This is a genomic window from Nonomuraea sp. CA-143628, assembly GCF_050942315.1.
In the GTDB taxonomy this organism is placed as follows: Bacteria; Actinomycetota; Actinomycetes; order Streptosporangiales; family Streptosporangiaceae; genus Nonomuraea.
The window spans coordinates 577,157-592,789 of record NZ_CP192072.1; the positions used below are offsets into that span (position 1 = coordinate 577,157).

16 protein-coding genes are annotated in these 15,633 nt (G+C 71.3%); 4 read left to right on the forward strand and 12 right to left on the reverse strand.

The features are described from left to right. Positions 1-4 precede the first annotated feature (4 nt). The 3 genes from ACQP2T_RS02770 to ACQP2T_RS02780 all read right to left on the reverse strand — a co-directional run bounded on the left by ACQP2T_RS02770 (position 5) and on the right by ACQP2T_RS02780 (position 3,183). Positions 5-427: a hypothetical protein gene (locus tag ACQP2T_RS02770; RefSeq protein WP_357939139.1), complete on the reverse strand. Its 423-nt coding sequence runs from the start codon at positions 425-427 to the stop codon at positions 5-7. Between the two features lie 61 nt (positions 428-488). Further along, positions 489-1,145, reverse strand: a complete 657-nt coding sequence (locus tag ACQP2T_RS02775; RefSeq protein WP_433514622.1) for a response regulator — start codon at positions 1,143-1,145, stop codon at positions 489-491. Further along, positions 1,138-3,183 carry a sensor histidine kinase gene (locus tag ACQP2T_RS02780; protein ID WP_433514623.1) on the reverse strand — a complete coding sequence of 682 codons (2,046 nt, stop codon included), beginning with the start codon at positions 3,181-3,183 and terminating at the stop codon, positions 1,138-1,140. The genes ACQP2T_RS02775 and ACQP2T_RS02780 overlap by 8 nt, the downstream gene beginning before the upstream one ends. 150 nt (positions 3,184-3,333) lie before the next feature. Between ACQP2T_RS02780 and ACQP2T_RS02785 the strand changes: the two genes are divergently transcribed. The 3 genes from ACQP2T_RS02785 (at position 3,334) to ACQP2T_RS02795 (ending at position 5,544) form a co-directional block, all read left to right on the forward strand. Next, a complete protein-coding gene (locus tag ACQP2T_RS02785; RefSeq protein WP_433514624.1) occupies positions 3,334-3,984 on the forward strand; it encodes a hypothetical protein in 651 nt (216 codons plus the stop codon). Positions 3,985-4,111: 127 nt separating this feature from the next. After that, positions 4,112-4,402 carry a hypothetical protein gene (locus ACQP2T_RS02790; RefSeq protein WP_397297685.1) on the forward strand — a complete coding sequence of 97 codons (291 nt, stop codon included), beginning with the start codon at positions 4,112-4,114 and terminating at the stop codon, positions 4,400-4,402. A 14-nt stretch (positions 4,403-4,416) separates the two neighbouring features. Continuing rightward, a complete protein-coding gene (locus ACQP2T_RS02795) occupies positions 4,417-5,544 on the forward strand; it encodes an NlpC/P60 family protein (RefSeq protein WP_433514625.1) in 1,128 nt (375 codons plus the stop codon). Positions 5,545-5,605: 61 nt separating this feature from the next. Here the strand turns inward: ACQP2T_RS02795 and ACQP2T_RS02800 are convergent, their stop codons facing one another. Beyond that, positions 5,606-5,809 carry a cold-shock protein gene (locus tag ACQP2T_RS02800; protein WP_433514626.1) on the reverse strand — a complete coding sequence of 68 codons (204 nt, stop codon included), beginning with the start codon at positions 5,807-5,809 and terminating at the stop codon, positions 5,606-5,608. Between the two features lie 522 nt (positions 5,810-6,331). On the opposite strand from ACQP2T_RS02800, the gene ACQP2T_RS02805 reads away from it, so the two are divergent. Next, on the forward strand, positions 6,332-6,943 hold the full coding sequence (locus ACQP2T_RS02805; RefSeq protein WP_433514627.1) for a hypothetical protein: 612 nt from the start codon (positions 6,332-6,334) through the stop codon (positions 6,941-6,943). Between the two features lie 170 nt (positions 6,944-7,113). Here ACQP2T_RS02805 and ACQP2T_RS02810 read toward each other — a convergent pair whose 3' ends face one another. The 8 genes from ACQP2T_RS02810 to ACQP2T_RS02845 form a co-directional block, all read right to left on the reverse strand. Further along, positions 7,114-7,590 (reverse strand): GNAT family N-acetyltransferase, encoded by a 477-nt coding sequence (locus ACQP2T_RS02810; RefSeq protein WP_433519701.1) that lies wholly within the window; start codon positions 7,588-7,590, stop codon positions 7,114-7,116. Between the two features lie 297 nt (positions 7,591-7,887). Further along, complete coding sequence (locus tag ACQP2T_RS02815; protein WP_433514628.1) at positions 7,888-8,646, reverse strand: FadR/GntR family transcriptional regulator; 759 nt, start codon at positions 8,644-8,646, stop codon at positions 7,888-7,890. A 51-nt stretch (positions 8,647-8,697) separates the two neighbouring features. After that, the gene (locus ACQP2T_RS02820; protein WP_433514629.1) at positions 8,698-9,975 is read right to left on the reverse strand and encodes a four-carbon acid sugar kinase family protein; all 1,278 of its coding nucleotides are present in this window, start codon (positions 9,973-9,975) and stop codon (positions 8,698-8,700) included. Then, the gene (locus ACQP2T_RS02825) at positions 9,972-10,370 is read right to left on the reverse strand and encodes a VOC family protein (RefSeq protein ID WP_357939157.1); all 399 of its coding nucleotides are present in this window, start codon (positions 10,368-10,370) and stop codon (positions 9,972-9,974) included. Before ACQP2T_RS02825 ends, ACQP2T_RS02820 begins: the two co-directional genes overlap by 4 nt. Further along, a complete protein-coding gene (locus ACQP2T_RS02830; RefSeq protein WP_433514630.1) occupies positions 10,363-11,133 on the reverse strand; it encodes an HpcH/HpaI aldolase family protein in 771 nt (256 codons plus the stop codon). The genes ACQP2T_RS02825 and ACQP2T_RS02830 overlap by 8 nt, the downstream gene beginning before the upstream one ends. Before the next feature lie 105 nt (positions 11,134-11,238). Beyond that, positions 11,239-12,258, reverse strand: a complete 1,020-nt coding sequence (locus ACQP2T_RS02835) for a hydroxyacid dehydrogenase (protein ID WP_433514631.1) — start codon at positions 12,256-12,258, stop codon at positions 11,239-11,241. After that, complete coding sequence (locus ACQP2T_RS02840) at positions 12,258-14,543, reverse strand: hypothetical protein (RefSeq protein ID WP_433514632.1); 2,286 nt, start codon at positions 14,541-14,543, stop codon at positions 12,258-12,260. Before ACQP2T_RS02840 ends, ACQP2T_RS02835 begins: the two co-directional genes overlap by 1 nt. 16 nt (positions 14,544-14,559) lie before the next feature. After that, the gene (locus ACQP2T_RS02845) at positions 14,560-15,585 is read right to left on the reverse strand and encodes an aldo/keto reductase (protein ID WP_433514633.1); all 1,026 of its coding nucleotides are present in this window, start codon (positions 15,583-15,585) and stop codon (positions 14,560-14,562) included. Between the last annotated feature and the right edge of the window lie 48 nt (positions 15,586-15,633).

Sequence of the window (15,633 nt, forward strand, 5' to 3'; positions counted from 1 at the left end):
TCTGTCAGTCCGGCGCCCAGTACTTCACGAGAAACCGCTCCATCCGCTGTACCACCGGGGTCCAGGTGGCGGTCAGGGTGTAGCGGCTGACGCGGTGGCCTCGGTAGGTGAGGGTGTATTTGAGGAAGTCGGCTCCCTGGGGCTTGGCCTGGGAGTGGCCGAGGCGCAGGAGCTTCAGGTCGTGGTGGAGTTTGCGCTGTTCGCCGCGGGTGAGGCACTTGTCCACGGTCGGGCCCGTACGACGGCTCAGGCGTACGCAACCGTTGGTGTAGACGATCACCCGGTTGTCGAAGCCCGCGAAGCCGCCCTGCTCGCGCAGCTCGACCAGCACCTTCTTGGCGACGGGCGTGGCCGATGCGGCGGGTGCCATGGTGGCGCTCAGGGCGGTGCTCAAGACCACGATGAGCGCGATCCGCAAGATTCTCATACCCCTACGACGCACGGAGCAGCGAATCGGCTCAACAGACGTGGGGGAGCGGCGTATCGGCTCATCGTCCCAGACCCGCGTCCCGCGCCCGGACGATCGCCTCGGCCCGGTCGGCGACGTGCAGCTTGGCGAAGATGTTCGACACGTTGTTGCGCACGGTCTTCGGCGACAGGAACAGGGCCGAGGCGATCTGCGCGTTCGAACGGCCCGCCGCGACCAGCGAGAGTATCTCCCGTTCACGGGGCGTGAGCTGCGGAAAGGCCGGGTCGTCCGAGCGCCCGGTCGCGTTGCCGGTGAAGAAGTCGGCGACGCGACGGGCGACGGCCGGGCCGAAGATCGCCTCGCCGTGGGCCACCGCGGTGATCGCGCGGACGATCTCGGCCTGGTTCGCCCCCTTGAGCAGGTAGCCGCGGGCTCCCGCGCGCATCGCGGCGAACAGCGTGGCGTCCTCCTCCGACATGGTCAGCACCACGACCGCGATGTGCGGGCTGTCGGCGACGACCCGCCGGGTGGCCTCGATGCCGTCCAGCCCTGGCATCCGTACGTCCATCACCACCACGTCTGGCTGCGACTCGGCGGCCCGCTCGACCGCTTCGGCGCCGTTCGCGGCGGTGCCCACCACCTCGATGCCGGGAATCGAGCCCAGCAGCACCGCCAGGCCGTCACGGTAGACCGGGTGGTCGTCGGCGAGCAGCACCCGGATCGTCTCGTCAGACACCGGCCGTCTCCATCGCCTGCTCCAGCGGGAGCCGCGCGCCGACCAGCGTCCCGCCGCCGGGCGGGCAGCTCACCTGGCAGTCGCCGCCCAGCTCGGCGGCGCGCTCCCGGAGTGACAGCATGCCGACGCCGGCCACCACGTCGACCCCGATGCCCACGCCGTCGTCGCGGATCTCCACGTCCAGCCTTCCTTCTCGCACGGTCAGCGTGATCTCGCACCGTGTCGCGCTCGCGTGCCTGGCCACGTTGGTGAGCGCCTCGGACACGATCCGGTAGGCCGCCACCTCCACGGCCGCGGGCAGCATATCCAGCCGCTCGTCGCCGCCGACCATGACCCGGAGCCCCGCCGACCGGAAGCGGTCCGCCTGCTGCTCGATCGCGCCCAGCAGGCCCAGCTCGTCCAGGGCGGGCGGGCGCAGGTCGTGCACCAGCCTGCGTACGTCGGCCAGCACACCGGTCACCTCCTCGGCCGTCTGCGCCAGGATGCGGTCGGCCTCGGCGGGCGCGGTGGCCGCCAGGTTCCTGGCCGCCTCGACGCGTAACGCCACCGCCCCCAGGCTCGGGCCCAGGCCGTCGTGCAGGTCGCGGCGGAGCCTGCGGCGTTCCTCCTCCCGGGCGAGGACCAGGCGGGCGCGGATGCGCTGCAGGTCGGTGCTGAGCTCGCTGGCCCGCGCCGCCGCGGCGGCCTGCCGTACGAGATCGCCGAGAAGCCGCTGGTCGCGTTCGGTGAGGTCGGTACGGCACAGCACCAGCAGCCCCACCACCTCGCCCCGGTAGGCGACCGGCAGCGACACCGACGGCCCGCGTGGCGAGCCGTGCTCCACCACGGAGCGTTCCCCGCCCGGCCCTTCGATCTCCACCCTGACGTAGGCCAGCCGGAACGCCTCGGCCAGCGTCCTGGCCACCGCGAGCAGCTGCTCGTCCGGGTCGGTGGCCAGTTCCAGCCGCTCGGCCAGCGTCGAGACCGTGGCGTACGGATCGTCTCGCGACCCGCGCACCAGCCGCCGGGCCACCCGCCACAGCCAGGTACGCAGCGGCGCGTACAGCACCGCGACGATCGCGATGGCGGCCAGCGCCGAGTCGCGCTCGCCGAGCACGCTCCCCGCCACGGTGAACACCGCCACGTCCACCAGCACGACCAGCGCCGCGAGCACGGCGTAGGTGACGGTGGCCGACAGCAGCCGGTCGACGTCGTACAGCCGGTACTTGGTCACCGCGACGACCACGGCGCCCGAGGTGACCGCGATGGACAGCCCGAGCAGCAGCGCGGGGACCTGCGGCGGCAGCCGGAGCGGGAACAGCAGCACGAGCATGTCGGCCAGCGCCGCCCACATCAGCCAGCGGATCTGGGCCCGCCGCTCGGCGCCGGAGGCCCGGTAGCGGCGCACCACCACCGCGAACGGCACCACGACACTCACCAGCACCGACACGTACGCCACCCGCAGCGCGACCTCCCAGACCGCGTACGGGAGCGGGACGGCGAACAGGTCGAACTCCAGGCGGTCAATCTCCGGCGGTAGCGCGGTCTGGTGGAAACGCTCCATCACCGCCGCGGGCGCCAGCGACAGCAGCACCGTCAGCGACCCGGTCAGTGCGAGGCTGGCCCTGGACAGCCACCGCCACAACGGGGCCGAGGGCAGCCGCCCGTCCGGGAACAGCAGGATCAGCAGCGGCAGCCCGAGAAGCAGCGACGCCCCGAAGCACGCGTAGAACCAGTACGCCGCGGCGGTTCCCGGCGTGCCCGGCGCGACATAGACGCCGTACACCGCCCAGCTCGCCGCGAGCCCGTCCATCAGCCACAACAGCCCGAACCCGGTCAGCACCCAGGCCACCGGGTGGCGGGGCAGCCGGCGCAGCAGCAGCACACCGGGCCCGAGCAGGGCCAGCCCCGACAGCGCTGCGGACCAGCCCGGATCCAGCTCGGCGTTGGGCGGGATCCGCACGGCGGCGGCCCGGACGTCCAGCGCCACCGTCGCCACGGTGATCGCCACCGCGACCGCGGCCAGCAGAACGGGCATGACCAGCGCCCGAGTCTTCATCACGTGAAGCATTACACCGGATTTGTCCGTTCCTGTCCCGGGACAGGAGTCCCGGGACAGGAACGGGACACCGGGCCCTGCCTGCCCGGGTCTGCCCACCCGGAAGCTGGTCCTCGTTGCTCACCACCCTGTGGAAAGGACCAGATCACCATGGATCCGCACATCACCACGACACCCGCGAAAGCCCGCACCGACATGCCTGTCTCAGGCGAACCGCCCATCACCGGCAAGCCGCCGCTCTCGCTCGGCATGGTGCGTGGCCTGGGCCTGTCGCTGACCGCCGGCACGCTCGCCTGGGCGACGAGCATCTTCCTGTACGGGACGCAGAACACCGGGTTCGAGGAGCGCGTCGGTGACCTGACCGGGCTCCTCTTCCAGGGCGGCGTGTTCGCCCTGCTCACGGTGCAGGCCAGGAGCCAGGCCACCGGGCTCACCCGGATCTCCCGGGGCATGCTCCGGGTCGAGGTGGTGCTGCTCGCGCTGGCCAGCGTCTGGTCGCTGCTGCACGGCGTCCTGCCCGAGCCCCAGCAGGACGGTCCGCTGCTGGCGATCCTCGACCTCTTCTGGCCGCTGTCGATGCTCGGCATGATGGTGATCGCGGTGAAGCTCGCGGTGGCCGGACGGTGGCGCGGGCCGCTGCGCTGGTGGCCGCTGATCGCCGAGAGCTGGGCCGTCGTGACCGTCCCGCTGTTCATCGTGTTCGGCGAGCAGGCGGCCCGGTGGGTGGGCGGGACACACCTGATCATCGGGTACGCCACCCTCGGCGTGCTCCTGGCCTGGCGTCCGGAGCTGACCCGTTAGGGCGAGCCGCCCGATGTCGGGCATTTAGCGATGAATTAGGGGCTTACCGATACGATCAGCTACTTATGGGGGATGCGCAGTTTGATCGGCGCGTCACCGTCGGTCCCGTACCCCTGGAGGATCGCTGATGGCGAAGGTCGACCTTCACCGCCAGGCGCTCGAAGACTGCCAGTCGGCGGCGAACCGGTTGTCCAAGGAGTTCGCCGACCTCGCGGGCGGGTATCCGGCCAAGACCGCCGACTCCTCGATCTTCGGTGACCTGACCGGCTCCTCCTCGCTGGCCGCTCTCCTCGACAAGATCGAGACCGGGGTCTCCGGCGAGCTGGGACACGTCCAGAACAAGCTCCAGGGCGTCGAGCGGGCGCTGGAGAAGGTACGCGACAACGTCCACACGGCCAACCAGGCCTCAAGCGTGTGATCAAGGAGTGAAGCGTGGAGCTCGGCGACCTGCCCGGCGGTAGCGGCCTCGCGGCCATCCTCAAGTCCGTCAGCGGCGATCCCGGCTCGATCCGCGGTGTGGCCAAGCGCTGGCGCGGCGCCGGCGGCAAGACCGGCGAGTACGTCGGCCGCCTCGGCACGTCGGTCAAGGGCGTCAACACGGCCTGGCAGGGCGACTCCGCCGACGCCTTCGACAAGTACATGCGCCGCTACTCCACGGCCGGCGGCGCGCTCCACGACGCACTGACGGACAGCGCGACGGTTCTCGACGACGTCGCCCAGGCGCTGGAGACGGCCGCCTCGAAGGTACGCGGGATCTGCGGCGACGTCCTCGACAAGGCCCGCGCCTACAAGACCAACAATCCGGACGCCACGCAGGCGGAGTTCGACAAGGCGCTCGCGTCTCCCGTCGCCGACGCGGTCGAGGACGCGAAGACGCACCTCACCTCGGTCAACAAGGTCGTGACCAAGGCCGTGAAGACGATCGGCGAGCACTGGAACGGGCGGGAGGCGACGTTCGCCGCCATCAAGGCACCCGGCGACCAGACGTTCGTGCCGGCGCCGGGCCACACCGTCCACTGGGACCCGACGCCGCTTCCCGACTGGCAGAAGACGACACTGGCGAGTGCGAACGGGGGCGGCAACGCCTACAGCCCCGCCTCCGCGTCCGCCCCGGTGGCCGCGTCTTCCGGGTCCGGCGGATCCTCGGGGTCTGGGGGCTCCGGGGGATCTGGGGGAGCGGTCGCCCAGGCCGTGCCGTACGTGCCGGGTGGCGGCACCGGCGCCGACATCGTCAACGCCGCCCGGCAGCATCTCGGCAAGCCGTACGTCTGGGGCGCCAACGGCCCGAACGCCTTCGACTGCAGCGGGCTCATCTACTACTCGCTGAACCAGGCGGGCATCAAGATCGGCGACACCACGGCGGCCGGCTACCAGGCGAGCGGGAAACCGATCTCAGGGCCGCCGCAGGCCGGTGACATCGTCTTCTTCGGCGCCCCGCCCGACCACGTGGGGATCTACATCGGCGACGGCAAGATGATCCACGCGCCGCACCCGGGGGCGAACGTCCGGGTGGGAGAGGTGGCGGTCCAACACGGCCCGATCACCTACCGCCGCTTCTGAACACACGCGAGCCGGGACCCGCGTGTGCGGACCCCGGCTCGTCGTGGTGTTACGTCGTTGATCAGACCGGAACGATGTTCTCGGCCTGCGGGCCCTTCTGGCCCTGCGTGATGTCGAAGCTCACCTTCTGGCCTTCCTGCAGCTCGCGGAAGCCCGAGGTGGCGATGTTGGAATAGTGGGCGAAGACGTCGGCGCCGCCGCCGTCCTGCTGGATGAAGCCGAAGCCCTTTTCAGAGTTGAACCACTTCACGGTGCCAGTCGCCATGTCGATCTCCTTTGATAGGCGCAGAGCCGGGACTCGCAGGTCACGAATCCCATGTCGCCGCAATGACCCATCCGGAAATGACCGGTGAAAACAACACGCCTTCGGGGGCGGAACCCGTCGGGCGCGCAAAGTTCGTGGGTACCAAAACTGCAACAGCTGCCACGCTAGCACGTGGCCTCTCATACTCCCTCCCGAAAAATGGGAGATCTTGCGGCCTGCCTGCGGGAACGGAAAATCGCCGCCTGGACACCGGCTCCCGACAGGTCGAGAAGCGCCGCCTGCCCCTGCCGCACGGGCCCGAGAGCGCGCGGCATCTGGGCGGTCGTGGCCATCGGCCATGCCCGACGCGGTCGACGCACTCTCGCCGCCGGCGCGACCGCAAAATTTATGTCAACCCGACATAGATAAAACAAAGCGGCATATCAGACATCTCTCATGTGGCGTCGGCAGAGTTCAGGGCGTGCGGATGACCTTCGGGGGCCGAATTCATCGGGATGCGGCCGGGTCATCCAGGATTGGACGTTGATCTCAGTGCGTTTCCTGAAGCCCCTCACCGTGACCCTGGCGAGTGCCGCCCTCGTCGCCCTGCCGTTCGCGGGCGGCGCCTTCGCCGACAGCGGCCAGCCGCAGCCCGCCCCGACGGTCACGCCGGGCGTGAAGACCACCCAGAAGGTCACGCCGGGTGTGAAGACCACCCCGACCACCAAGCCCACCGCACCGGTCAAGACCGGCCGCCCCACCGCGACGGACGAGAACGCCCGGCCCAAGCGCCCGACCTCCACCGCCCACGAGCGGGAGACCACGACCTCCACCCTCTACCTGAAGGAGCGCCGGACCTCCCTCGACGTGTCGGTCAACCCGACCCGCGTCAAGCAGGGCGCCTCCTACGGGGTGACCATCGTGGTCAAGGGCGCGTCGGCGGGTAAGGCGGCCACGATCACGAGCCCCGAGGGCAAGAGCTACCGCGTGTCGCTCGACCAGCGGACGGTCACCAAGACGCTGACCGTACCGGCCAAGGCCAAGCTCGGCGCCAAGACGGTCACCGTCAAGGTCGGCAACAGGACCGCCACCGCCCAGTTCACCGTCGTCCGCGGCGGCGACCACCGCGACGACCGCCGTCACGAGGGCAAGTAACCGACCACCGCCACGAGGGCGAATATCGGGAGGCCCTCGCGACGGAACCAGCCCGCGCTCCGGATCGGCCCCTCCCCGTGGCCGGTCCCGCCAACGCGGGCGCCCGCGCCGCCGTACCAGCTCTGCTGATACGGCGGCGCGGGCTTTTTCAGCGCTGACTCAGCGCGGGATCACACGCCGAAGGGCGGCGCGTACCGGATCGTGCCCGCCGGCAGCGGGCTCCCGTCCAGCGACATGGCCATCAACGCCTCGTCGGGCACGTCGAAGGACACGCCGATGCCGTGACCGGAGGCGATCGTGAACCCGAAGCGCGGGTAGTACTCGGGATGCCCGAGCACGACCACGGCACTCTCGCCCAGCTCGCGGGCCGCCTGGAGGGCCGCCCGGGTCACTGCCGCGCCCGCCCCCTGCTTCTGTACGGCCTGCGACACGGCCACCGGCCCGAGGGCCAGCGCGGGCGCCTGCCCGACGTGGCAGCGGGTGAGGAGGGCATAGGCGACGATCTCCCCGTCAGGGGCGACCCCCACCCAGGACAGGCCCGGAATCCAGGCCGGGTCGAGGCGCAGCGCCTCGACGAGGTCGGCTTCCAGCGGGGTGGGGAAGGCCGACAGGTTCACCGCGCGGATGGCGGCGGCGTCTTCGGGCATTTCCGCCCGCGTGATGATGTCGAACGGCGTGATGTCGAGCGGTGTGGTGTTCAACGGAACCCTTCATCGGAAGAGAGGGCTCCCGCGGAGAACGGCCGAGCTCAGCGGCAGTGACCGGCTCCCGGGCAGCCCGGAAGGACAGAGGAGGAGATGCCGCGCACAGCGGCCACCCAACGGGCGGTCATACGCTCCTCGCTCCCTTCCTGCTCAACCGGCATATCAGCCGTCGTTTCAACCGACGTCGATCAAGGTACCGCATGACTGTCCGCTATGTCACCTCGCACCGACCGAGATCATTCAGGTCTCGTCGTCCTGCAAGGAGCGGTGCAGGCGGCCGCTGGCGGCGTCCATGTGGCCGCGCATGGCTGTGACGGCCGCCGACGGCGAGCGCTGTTCGATCGCGGCCAGCACGGCCGCGTGTTCGGCGATGGTGGTCTGCGTTTCTCCGGCCTCGTGGATCGCCCGCCGGATCCAGACCCGCAGGAGCGAGCGGATGCTGCCGAGAATGTCGTCGAGGACCGAGTTGCCCGCCGCGTGCGCCAGCGTGAGGTGGAAGGCGACGTCCGCTTCCACGAAGGCCGTGCTGTCCTGGGCGGTGCGCATGTCGGCCAGGTGGGCGCGCAGTTCCTCGACGGCAGCGGCGTCGGCGCGTTCGGCGGCCAGCTCGGCGATCACCACCTCGATGTGCTTGCGGGCCTCGATCAGGTCGAGGACCTGGGGCTGGCCCAGCATGAGACCCCATTCGATGGCGCTGGGCAGCAGGCTGGACGTGCTCTGCCTGAGGTAGGTCCCATCTCCCTGGCGTACCTCGATGATGCCGAGCACGTCCAGGGCCTTCAGCGCCTCCCTGACCGTGGAGCGTCCGACGCCGAGCGTTTCGGACAGCTGGCGCTCGGACGGCAGCCGGGTGCCCGGCGCGAGGTGACCCGAGAGCAGCTGAGACAGCAGCTGCCTGGCGATGTCGACCACTGTGCTCTCGCGCTGGGGCGCGGCGAGGGAGATGGACGCCGTCTCCGCTCTCCCCGCGCGCCTGGCCTTGCCTTCGGACTCCGCCACGGTCTTCCCTTCCTCCATCAGCCAAAAGGCCTCATCAGCCAAAAGGCCTCATCAGCCCGAGGGCTTCATCGGCCTCAAGCCCATCGTTGGCCCCAAGGCTCGTCGACCCGAAGGTCCCAGCAGCCCGAAGGCGTCCGCCACGTCCACCAGGGTTCGCTCGTCGCCCACGTTCCCGGGCACGACGGCGTAGGAGAGCGTAGCCCCGCCGGGTACGCCTATCTCCCAAACGGCCACGCCGGGCCGCAGCGGTCCCAGCACACGCGCGCGATCCGCCCCCAGCCCGTCGCGCGCGACCTGCGCCGAGGTGATGCCACCCTTGGCGATCACCGCGGTGAGGTGCGGACGGAGCGAGGTCACCGTAGCGCACAGAGCGGCCATGACCTTGGCGCCGTGCCCGAGCGTACTGTGCCGGGAGTGCCTGACCCGCTCACTGGCGACGAGGGCGACACCCCGTTCGGCGAGGTCGAAGCGGGCGAGTCCGGCGACCCGGCGGCCCTCTGCCTCGGGCTCCGACAGGGCGGCGTCGGTGGAGGTCGTACGTACGGGAACACGAAGCTCGGTGGCGAGTGCGGCGAGCTGCGCGCCGGCGGCCTCGGTGTGGGACCCGCAGACGACCAGCGTGCCGCCGGTGCGGCGGTGTAGCGGCCGGTCGAGCAGCCTGTACGCCAGGCGCCCCGCGCGCATGGCGGCGAGGGGCGCGGCGCAGCGCAGCACGACGGGGACGTTCGCGGATCGGGCGGCGTCGATCGAGGCGGAGATGGCCGCCAGGTCGGCGTCCGTCTCCACATCGGGGACGACGACCGCACCCGGTACGGCCCGGCGCAGCACCGGATCCAGACCGCCGCGCCGTACCGTCTCCAGAGGGACCGTCGTCGCCGCGCGCCCGCCGGTCTCCCTGACCCAATCCGTCATGGTCCTGGCCGAGTAGCCGAAGACCGGGTCGGCGGCGAACTCGGTGTCGGCCGCCACCGTCCAGCGACCGTTCACCATGACGCGGTGTACCCCGCCGACCGTCGCCCGCCCGATGGCGGGATAAGCCGGGACGAACACCAGCACCCCGTCGGCCGCCCCGAGCGCGTCGGCCTCGGCGAACACGTGCCCGCGCAGGGTGGAGTCGCCGCGCAGGACGTACTCGGCGTCGTCGCCGCACCTGGCGCGCAGCCGGCGTACCAGGCTCACGGCCCGGCTCTCCTCCACGGCGCGGGTGTTGGTGAGGACGTAGTACGACGGGTCGGCGGGGAGTTCGGCGTCCGGGTCGAGCAGCACCGGCACGTCGGCCGCGGCCTGGGTGCCGGTGGGATCGTCGTCCAGGACGATGACCCGGCTCATCGCACCGGATCCCGCTCGGTCAGCTCCACGCGGACGCCGTTCGGCTCCCCCAGCAGGAAGCAGGCTCGCCGGCCCCGGCCGCCCATGAAAATCTGGGCGCTCTCCTGCCCCGGCAGGCCCGCGAGCGTCGTCTCGATGTCGGCGACGCTGAAGCACACATGGTGCAGCCCCTCGCCGCGCTCGCGCAGGAAGCGGGCGACGGGCCCGTCCCTGAACGGCTGCACGAGCTGGAGCATGACATTGCCCGCGTCGAGGTACGTGAGCCGCACCCCGGGATCCTCCGCCCGCTCGTCGCCGATCACCGTCATGCCCAGCCGCTCCACATAGAAGGGCAGGGCCTGGTCGGCGTCGTGGACGGCGATCCCGACGTGGTCGACGTGGTCGAAGTCAGCCAAGTTCCCTGACCTCGCGCAACCCGGTCCGCAGCGCCGCCTGGTAGATCCACAGGTCGCCGCCGTACGCGAGGATCCTGAACCCGCGCGCGATGAGCATGGCGGCCTCCTCCTTGCTCCCGGCCATGAACCCGGCGAACTTACCGGCGGCCCGCGCCGCCTTGGCCACCCGGTCGAGCGCCGCCAGGTAGTCGGGATGGTCGAACTGCCCGGGAATGCCCATGCTGTTCGTCAGGTCGAAATGCCCGACCCAGAGCACGTCCACCCCGTCCACCGCGGCGATCTCCTCCACGGACTCCAGACCGGCGACGGTCTCGATCTGGGTGATCACCATGGTCCGGGCGTTGGTGTCGCGCATGTAGGCCACGTTGTCGGTGACGGCGTAGTCGTCGTGCGCGACCCCGAAGGCCGCCCCCCGTACCCCGTCGGGCGGGTACTTCGCCCAGCGCACCACGTCCCGCGCCTGCTCGGCCGAGTCCACCATCGGGATCATGATCCCGCGCGCGCCGGCGTCCAGTGCGCGGGAGATCTGGGTGCGCTCGGCGGTGGGGACGCGGATGTACGGCTCGACGCCGGTCGGCCGGGTGGTGGCCACGACCCTGCCGAGGGTCTCCCACCCCCAGCCGGTGTGCTCCGCGTCATAGATGACGAACTGCGCTCCGGCGCCCGCCACGAGCCGGCCGATGCCCGTGGTCGCGAACTCGAAGACGAAGGTGCCGAGTACGAGCTCGCCGCTGTGGAGCGCCTGCTTGATGGGACCGGTCAACGGAGGACCTTTCTGCAGATTCTGGAGAAGTGGGGTGTGGAGTCGGTCACTGGAGGGCCTTTGCCGGATCGGTCACCGGAGGGCCTTCACGGCGAGACGGGTCGGTCATCGGAGGGCCTTTGACGAGAGACGCGGGTGGTCGAGAGCCGCCGGGTTGACCGGGTACGCCGGTGTGCGACCGGCGGCGACGTCGAGAGCGGCCTGGATGGCGCCACGCCCGTTGCCCAGCGCGAGCTCGTCGGTCCAGGCGACGGCGTGCGGGCTGAGCAGCACGTTGTCCAGCGCCAGCAGCGGGTCGGCCGGATCGGGCGGCTCGACCTCGAACACGTCCAGCGCCGCCCCCGCGATACGCCCCTGAGTGAGCACCTCAGTGAGCGCGGCCTGGTCGACGATCGGACCCCTGGCGACGTTGACCAGGTACGCGGTCGGCTTCATCCCGGCCAGCCGCCCGGCATCGATGAGGTGGTGGGTCTCCGGGGTCAGCGCGCACGTGACCATCACGAAGTCGGCCTCGGCGAGCAGCGTGTCCAGCTCGACGAGCGTGACACCGGCCGCCGCCGCCCGCTCGGGATCGGCGTACGGGTCGGCGGCGAGCTGCCGCATACCCAGCGGCGCGCACAGCCGCGACAGCTCGCGGCCGATGTTGCCCCAGCCGACCAGGCCGAGCGTCCTGCCGGTGACGCCGGTCCCCATGTAGTCCAGCTTGTCGTGCCACCGGCCCGCGCGTACCAGCCGGTCCTTCTCGCCGAGCCGGTGCGCGGCGGCGAGCAGCATCGTCAGCGCCGACACCGCCACCGGCCCGCGCACACCATCGGGCGTGATGGTGACCAGCACGCCGTGCCGGGTACACGCCTCGACGTCCACGTTGTCGTAGCCGACACCGAACCGGGCGACCAGAACCAGCCGGTCGGCACCCTTGAGCGTGTCGGCGGTGACCCTGGGGGTCAGGACGATCAGGGCGTCGTAACCGCGCACCGCCTCGGGCGGGATGTCACCGTCCACGGCCTCGATGAAGTCCCACTCCACCCCGTCGGCCGCGTCGAGCGCGGCCAGGCCGATGTCACCCCAGCCGATCCGCCCGTCGTCGGTCAGGAAGTCTCGGGTCAGGCCGATCCTGAAGGGCATCAATGGTCTCCTTCTGAGGGCGGTACGGGTTCGGGCGACGACGCCGGTCCTGGCTGGTGCGCTTGTCCTCTGGGCGCGTCTCTTGGGGGCGCGGGTCTCGCGGGTTTTGTGGATGCGGGTCTTGCGGGTGTGAGGCCTGCGGGCGAGATGAGGATCGCGACGGCCGGCGCGGTGAGGGCCGTCGTCTCGGTGCCGGGCGGATGCTCCTGTACGACCACGCCGCCTGCGTCGCCGCCACCGGTGATCGTGGTGACGGTGTGGCCGCGAGTGTCGATGAAGACCGGCTCGCCGCAGCCGTCACCGCCGCCGTGGCCGTGCTCGTCGTCGCCATGGCGATCGTCGCCGCAGCCGCAGCCGTCGCAGCCGCTGTGGCCGTTGCCACCGCCGTCGGCGTCCAGCGCCGCTGCCAGGACGAGCCGTCGTCCGCCATGGTGCACGGCCAAGCCGACCAGCCCCGCCGCAAGCCTGGGGTCGACGAGTCGCCCTCCTACGAAGGGGCGCAGGACGGCGAGCACATGCAGCAGCCCGGACGGCATGGCGTCGGCGCCGGTGGCCTGGTCGTCCGCATAGCTCTCGGCGGCGGCGGAGGCGGTGGGGGTGTCGATGGCGGTTGCGGTGGTGTGGTGGCTGTTCGCGGAGCCCTCGGCGGTTGTGGGGGCGAGGCGGTCGTTCGTGGAGGTCTCGGCGGCATCGCAGGCGTCTACGGAGATCGCGGCTGCTCCGGCGTTGGCGAGAGTGATCAGGGCGGCGGTCAGCCAGGTCGTACGGAACAGGGCGGACGACGCGGGATCGTGTGCGCCGCGCGGGGCGGCGAAGCCGAAGGTGGGCAGCAGGCCGACCGGGCCCACGAGCACGGGCAGGCCGTGTTCGGCGGCCTGCCCGACGAGCAGCGGGTGGACCGCCAGCGTCTCCCGCGCGCTCGCCTCGTCGTCGTGGTGAGCCTGGGCCGCGATGGGGAAGCAGACCAGGTCGAGCAGGTCGGACGGTAGAGACACGGCCCGGTTCAGCTCGGCGAAGTGGGCTCGGCTGCCGCCGCCGATCCGCACGGGCGCACCGGCGAAGGGCACCTGCGGACCGTGGAATGACGGTGGCCCACCTCGGAAGGGCCGGCGGGCGGCCTCGGCGAGTTCTCGGGGAGTGCCATGTGTACGGTCGAACGCCAGGAGTGTGTCGAGGCCCGGGACGTCACGCAGTGCGGCCACCTGGTCGGGGGACGAGCAGACGGCGCTCAGCGTGAGCGTCGCCCCGGCGGCCCTGGCGGCGGTGGAGAACCGGTCGGCCACCTCGCGCCACCCCGGCTCGTCCAGATCCACGGTCCCGTGCAGGAACGAGGGTCCGGCAAGCTTCCGTCCGTCCGCCGGAGGTCGCCCCAGGTACAGCCCCACCGACGGGAGCGTCCCTCCGCTTGGCTGTTCCCGCTGGGTGTGCGGCTCCGAGAAGGGGGGTGCCTCTCCGGCTGGCGGTTCCCCCTGGGTGTGTGGTTCCTCGTAGGGGAGCGGGCCTGCAGGAGAGGGCTGCGGGACTCGGAGTTGTACCCGTGTTGTCGCGCCACCGCGGATCCGGCGTCGGCGCGGGCGTGGCTGGGACAGTGGGTGGTCGGTGACCGTCAGGTGGAGGCGCTGGTGGACGTGGTCGCCGCGGCGTACCGGCACCGGCCGGCCCAGGCCGAGCGGCGTCCCATAGGTCTTGTAGCCGGCGTCGCTCCAGTTCCGGTGGTCCTCGGTCTCGAAGGTCTCGCCGTTCAGCTCGATCGTGACCAGCGCCCCACCGTCCCGGTAGCTCATGGTCCTGATGCCGGTGAAGATCTGATGCGGGCTGATCCGCCGCGGGAACTCCCCGGCGGCCAGTCCGTTGACCTCGACCGGGGTGCCCGCCAGATGCGGCGGGTGGATGAGACAGAGGCCGATTCTGGTTCGCTCGAAGTCGCGCTCCGCCCGACCGTCGAACGTGAACGTGAGTGAGTCCTCCGTGACGGTCGCCGTCCCACGCCAGCTGAAGTCCGCGCCGTGCCGCACAACCAGCGAGAGCGACGACGGGGGCGAGAGGGAGGGAGAGGGCGGCAATAGCGAGGGCGAGGGCAAGGCAGAGGTGGTGGCCGTGCCAGGGTCGGTCCGCAGCAGCCGCCCCGGCACGGTCATCCACCGGCCGTCCCTGACCAGCACGCCCACCCGGCGCAGCAGGAGCAGCCCGCCCAGCCGCACCCGGTCCAGATGCGGCCCGGCCAGCTCGAAGGAGACGGTCGTCGCACCCCCCGCCCCGGTCGCCACACGCTTCAGCCCGGTCATCGCCCACCAGTCCCGGTCATCGCTCGACCTCCTGTGGGCGTCCCTCGCCCGTCCGCAGCCTGAGCAGGCTCTGGGCGGTGCGCGGATACGACGGAACGGCGGTCAGCGCGTCCAGCTGGGCCGGTTCCAGGCGTAGGTCGGCGGCGGCCACGCTGGTCGTCAGCTCGGCGAGGTCCTCCGGGCCGATGACCGCGCTGGCCACCGCCGGACGGGACAGCAGCCAGGCGAGGGCCAGGTGTGCAGGCGGATGGCCCCACTCGGCACCCAGCGAATCCAGACGCTCGGCCGTAGCCAGGTGTTCGGGCGAGAAGCCACCGCCGCCCCAGCGAAGCTCCCCGCTGTACTCCCGCCCCCTGGCCCCGGCCAGCAGGCCGCCGCTCAGTGGGCTGAACGCGACCAAAGACAGCCCGAGGCGCAGGCAGGCGGGGACGAGCTCGGTCTCCGGCGTGCGGTCGAACAGGTTGTAGCGCACCTGGGCGCAGACCGGGCCGTGGAGGTTGCGGGCCGAGCAGATCCACAGGGCCTGGACGGTCTCCCACGCGGGATAGGTGGACAGCGCGGCATGGCGCACCTTGCCCTGCCTGACCAGGTCGTCGAGCGTGGCGAGGGTCTGTTCGAGCGGCGTGTCGGGGTCGGGGTGGTGGGCGTAGTAGAGGTCCACGTGGTCGGTGCGGAGGCGGCGCAGGCTCCGTTCGAGCTGCTGGATCAGGTGCCGCCGCGACAGGCCCCGGTCGTTGACGCCGGGTCCGACGCTCTCGCGGGCCTTGGTCGCCAGGACGACCTCGTCCCGCCGCCCCGCCAGCGCCCGGCCGAGTATCTCCTCGGCCGACTCGCGCTCGGTCCAGGGCGGTACGCCGGGGCGGTCGAACTGCGGGCGGTTGCCGTAGGCGTTGGCGGTGTCGAAGAAGTTGATCCCATGGTCCAGCGCGCCGCGCACGAGCCCGGCGGCGTCGGCGGCGCGGGGGGCCACCCCGAACGTCGCCGTGCCGACGCAGAGCCGCGACACCCTGATGCCCGTCGGGCCGAGCAGCGCGTAGTCCATGACATGGGACGGTACGTCTCAAAAGCGGCATTGGTCAACCGGTTGACC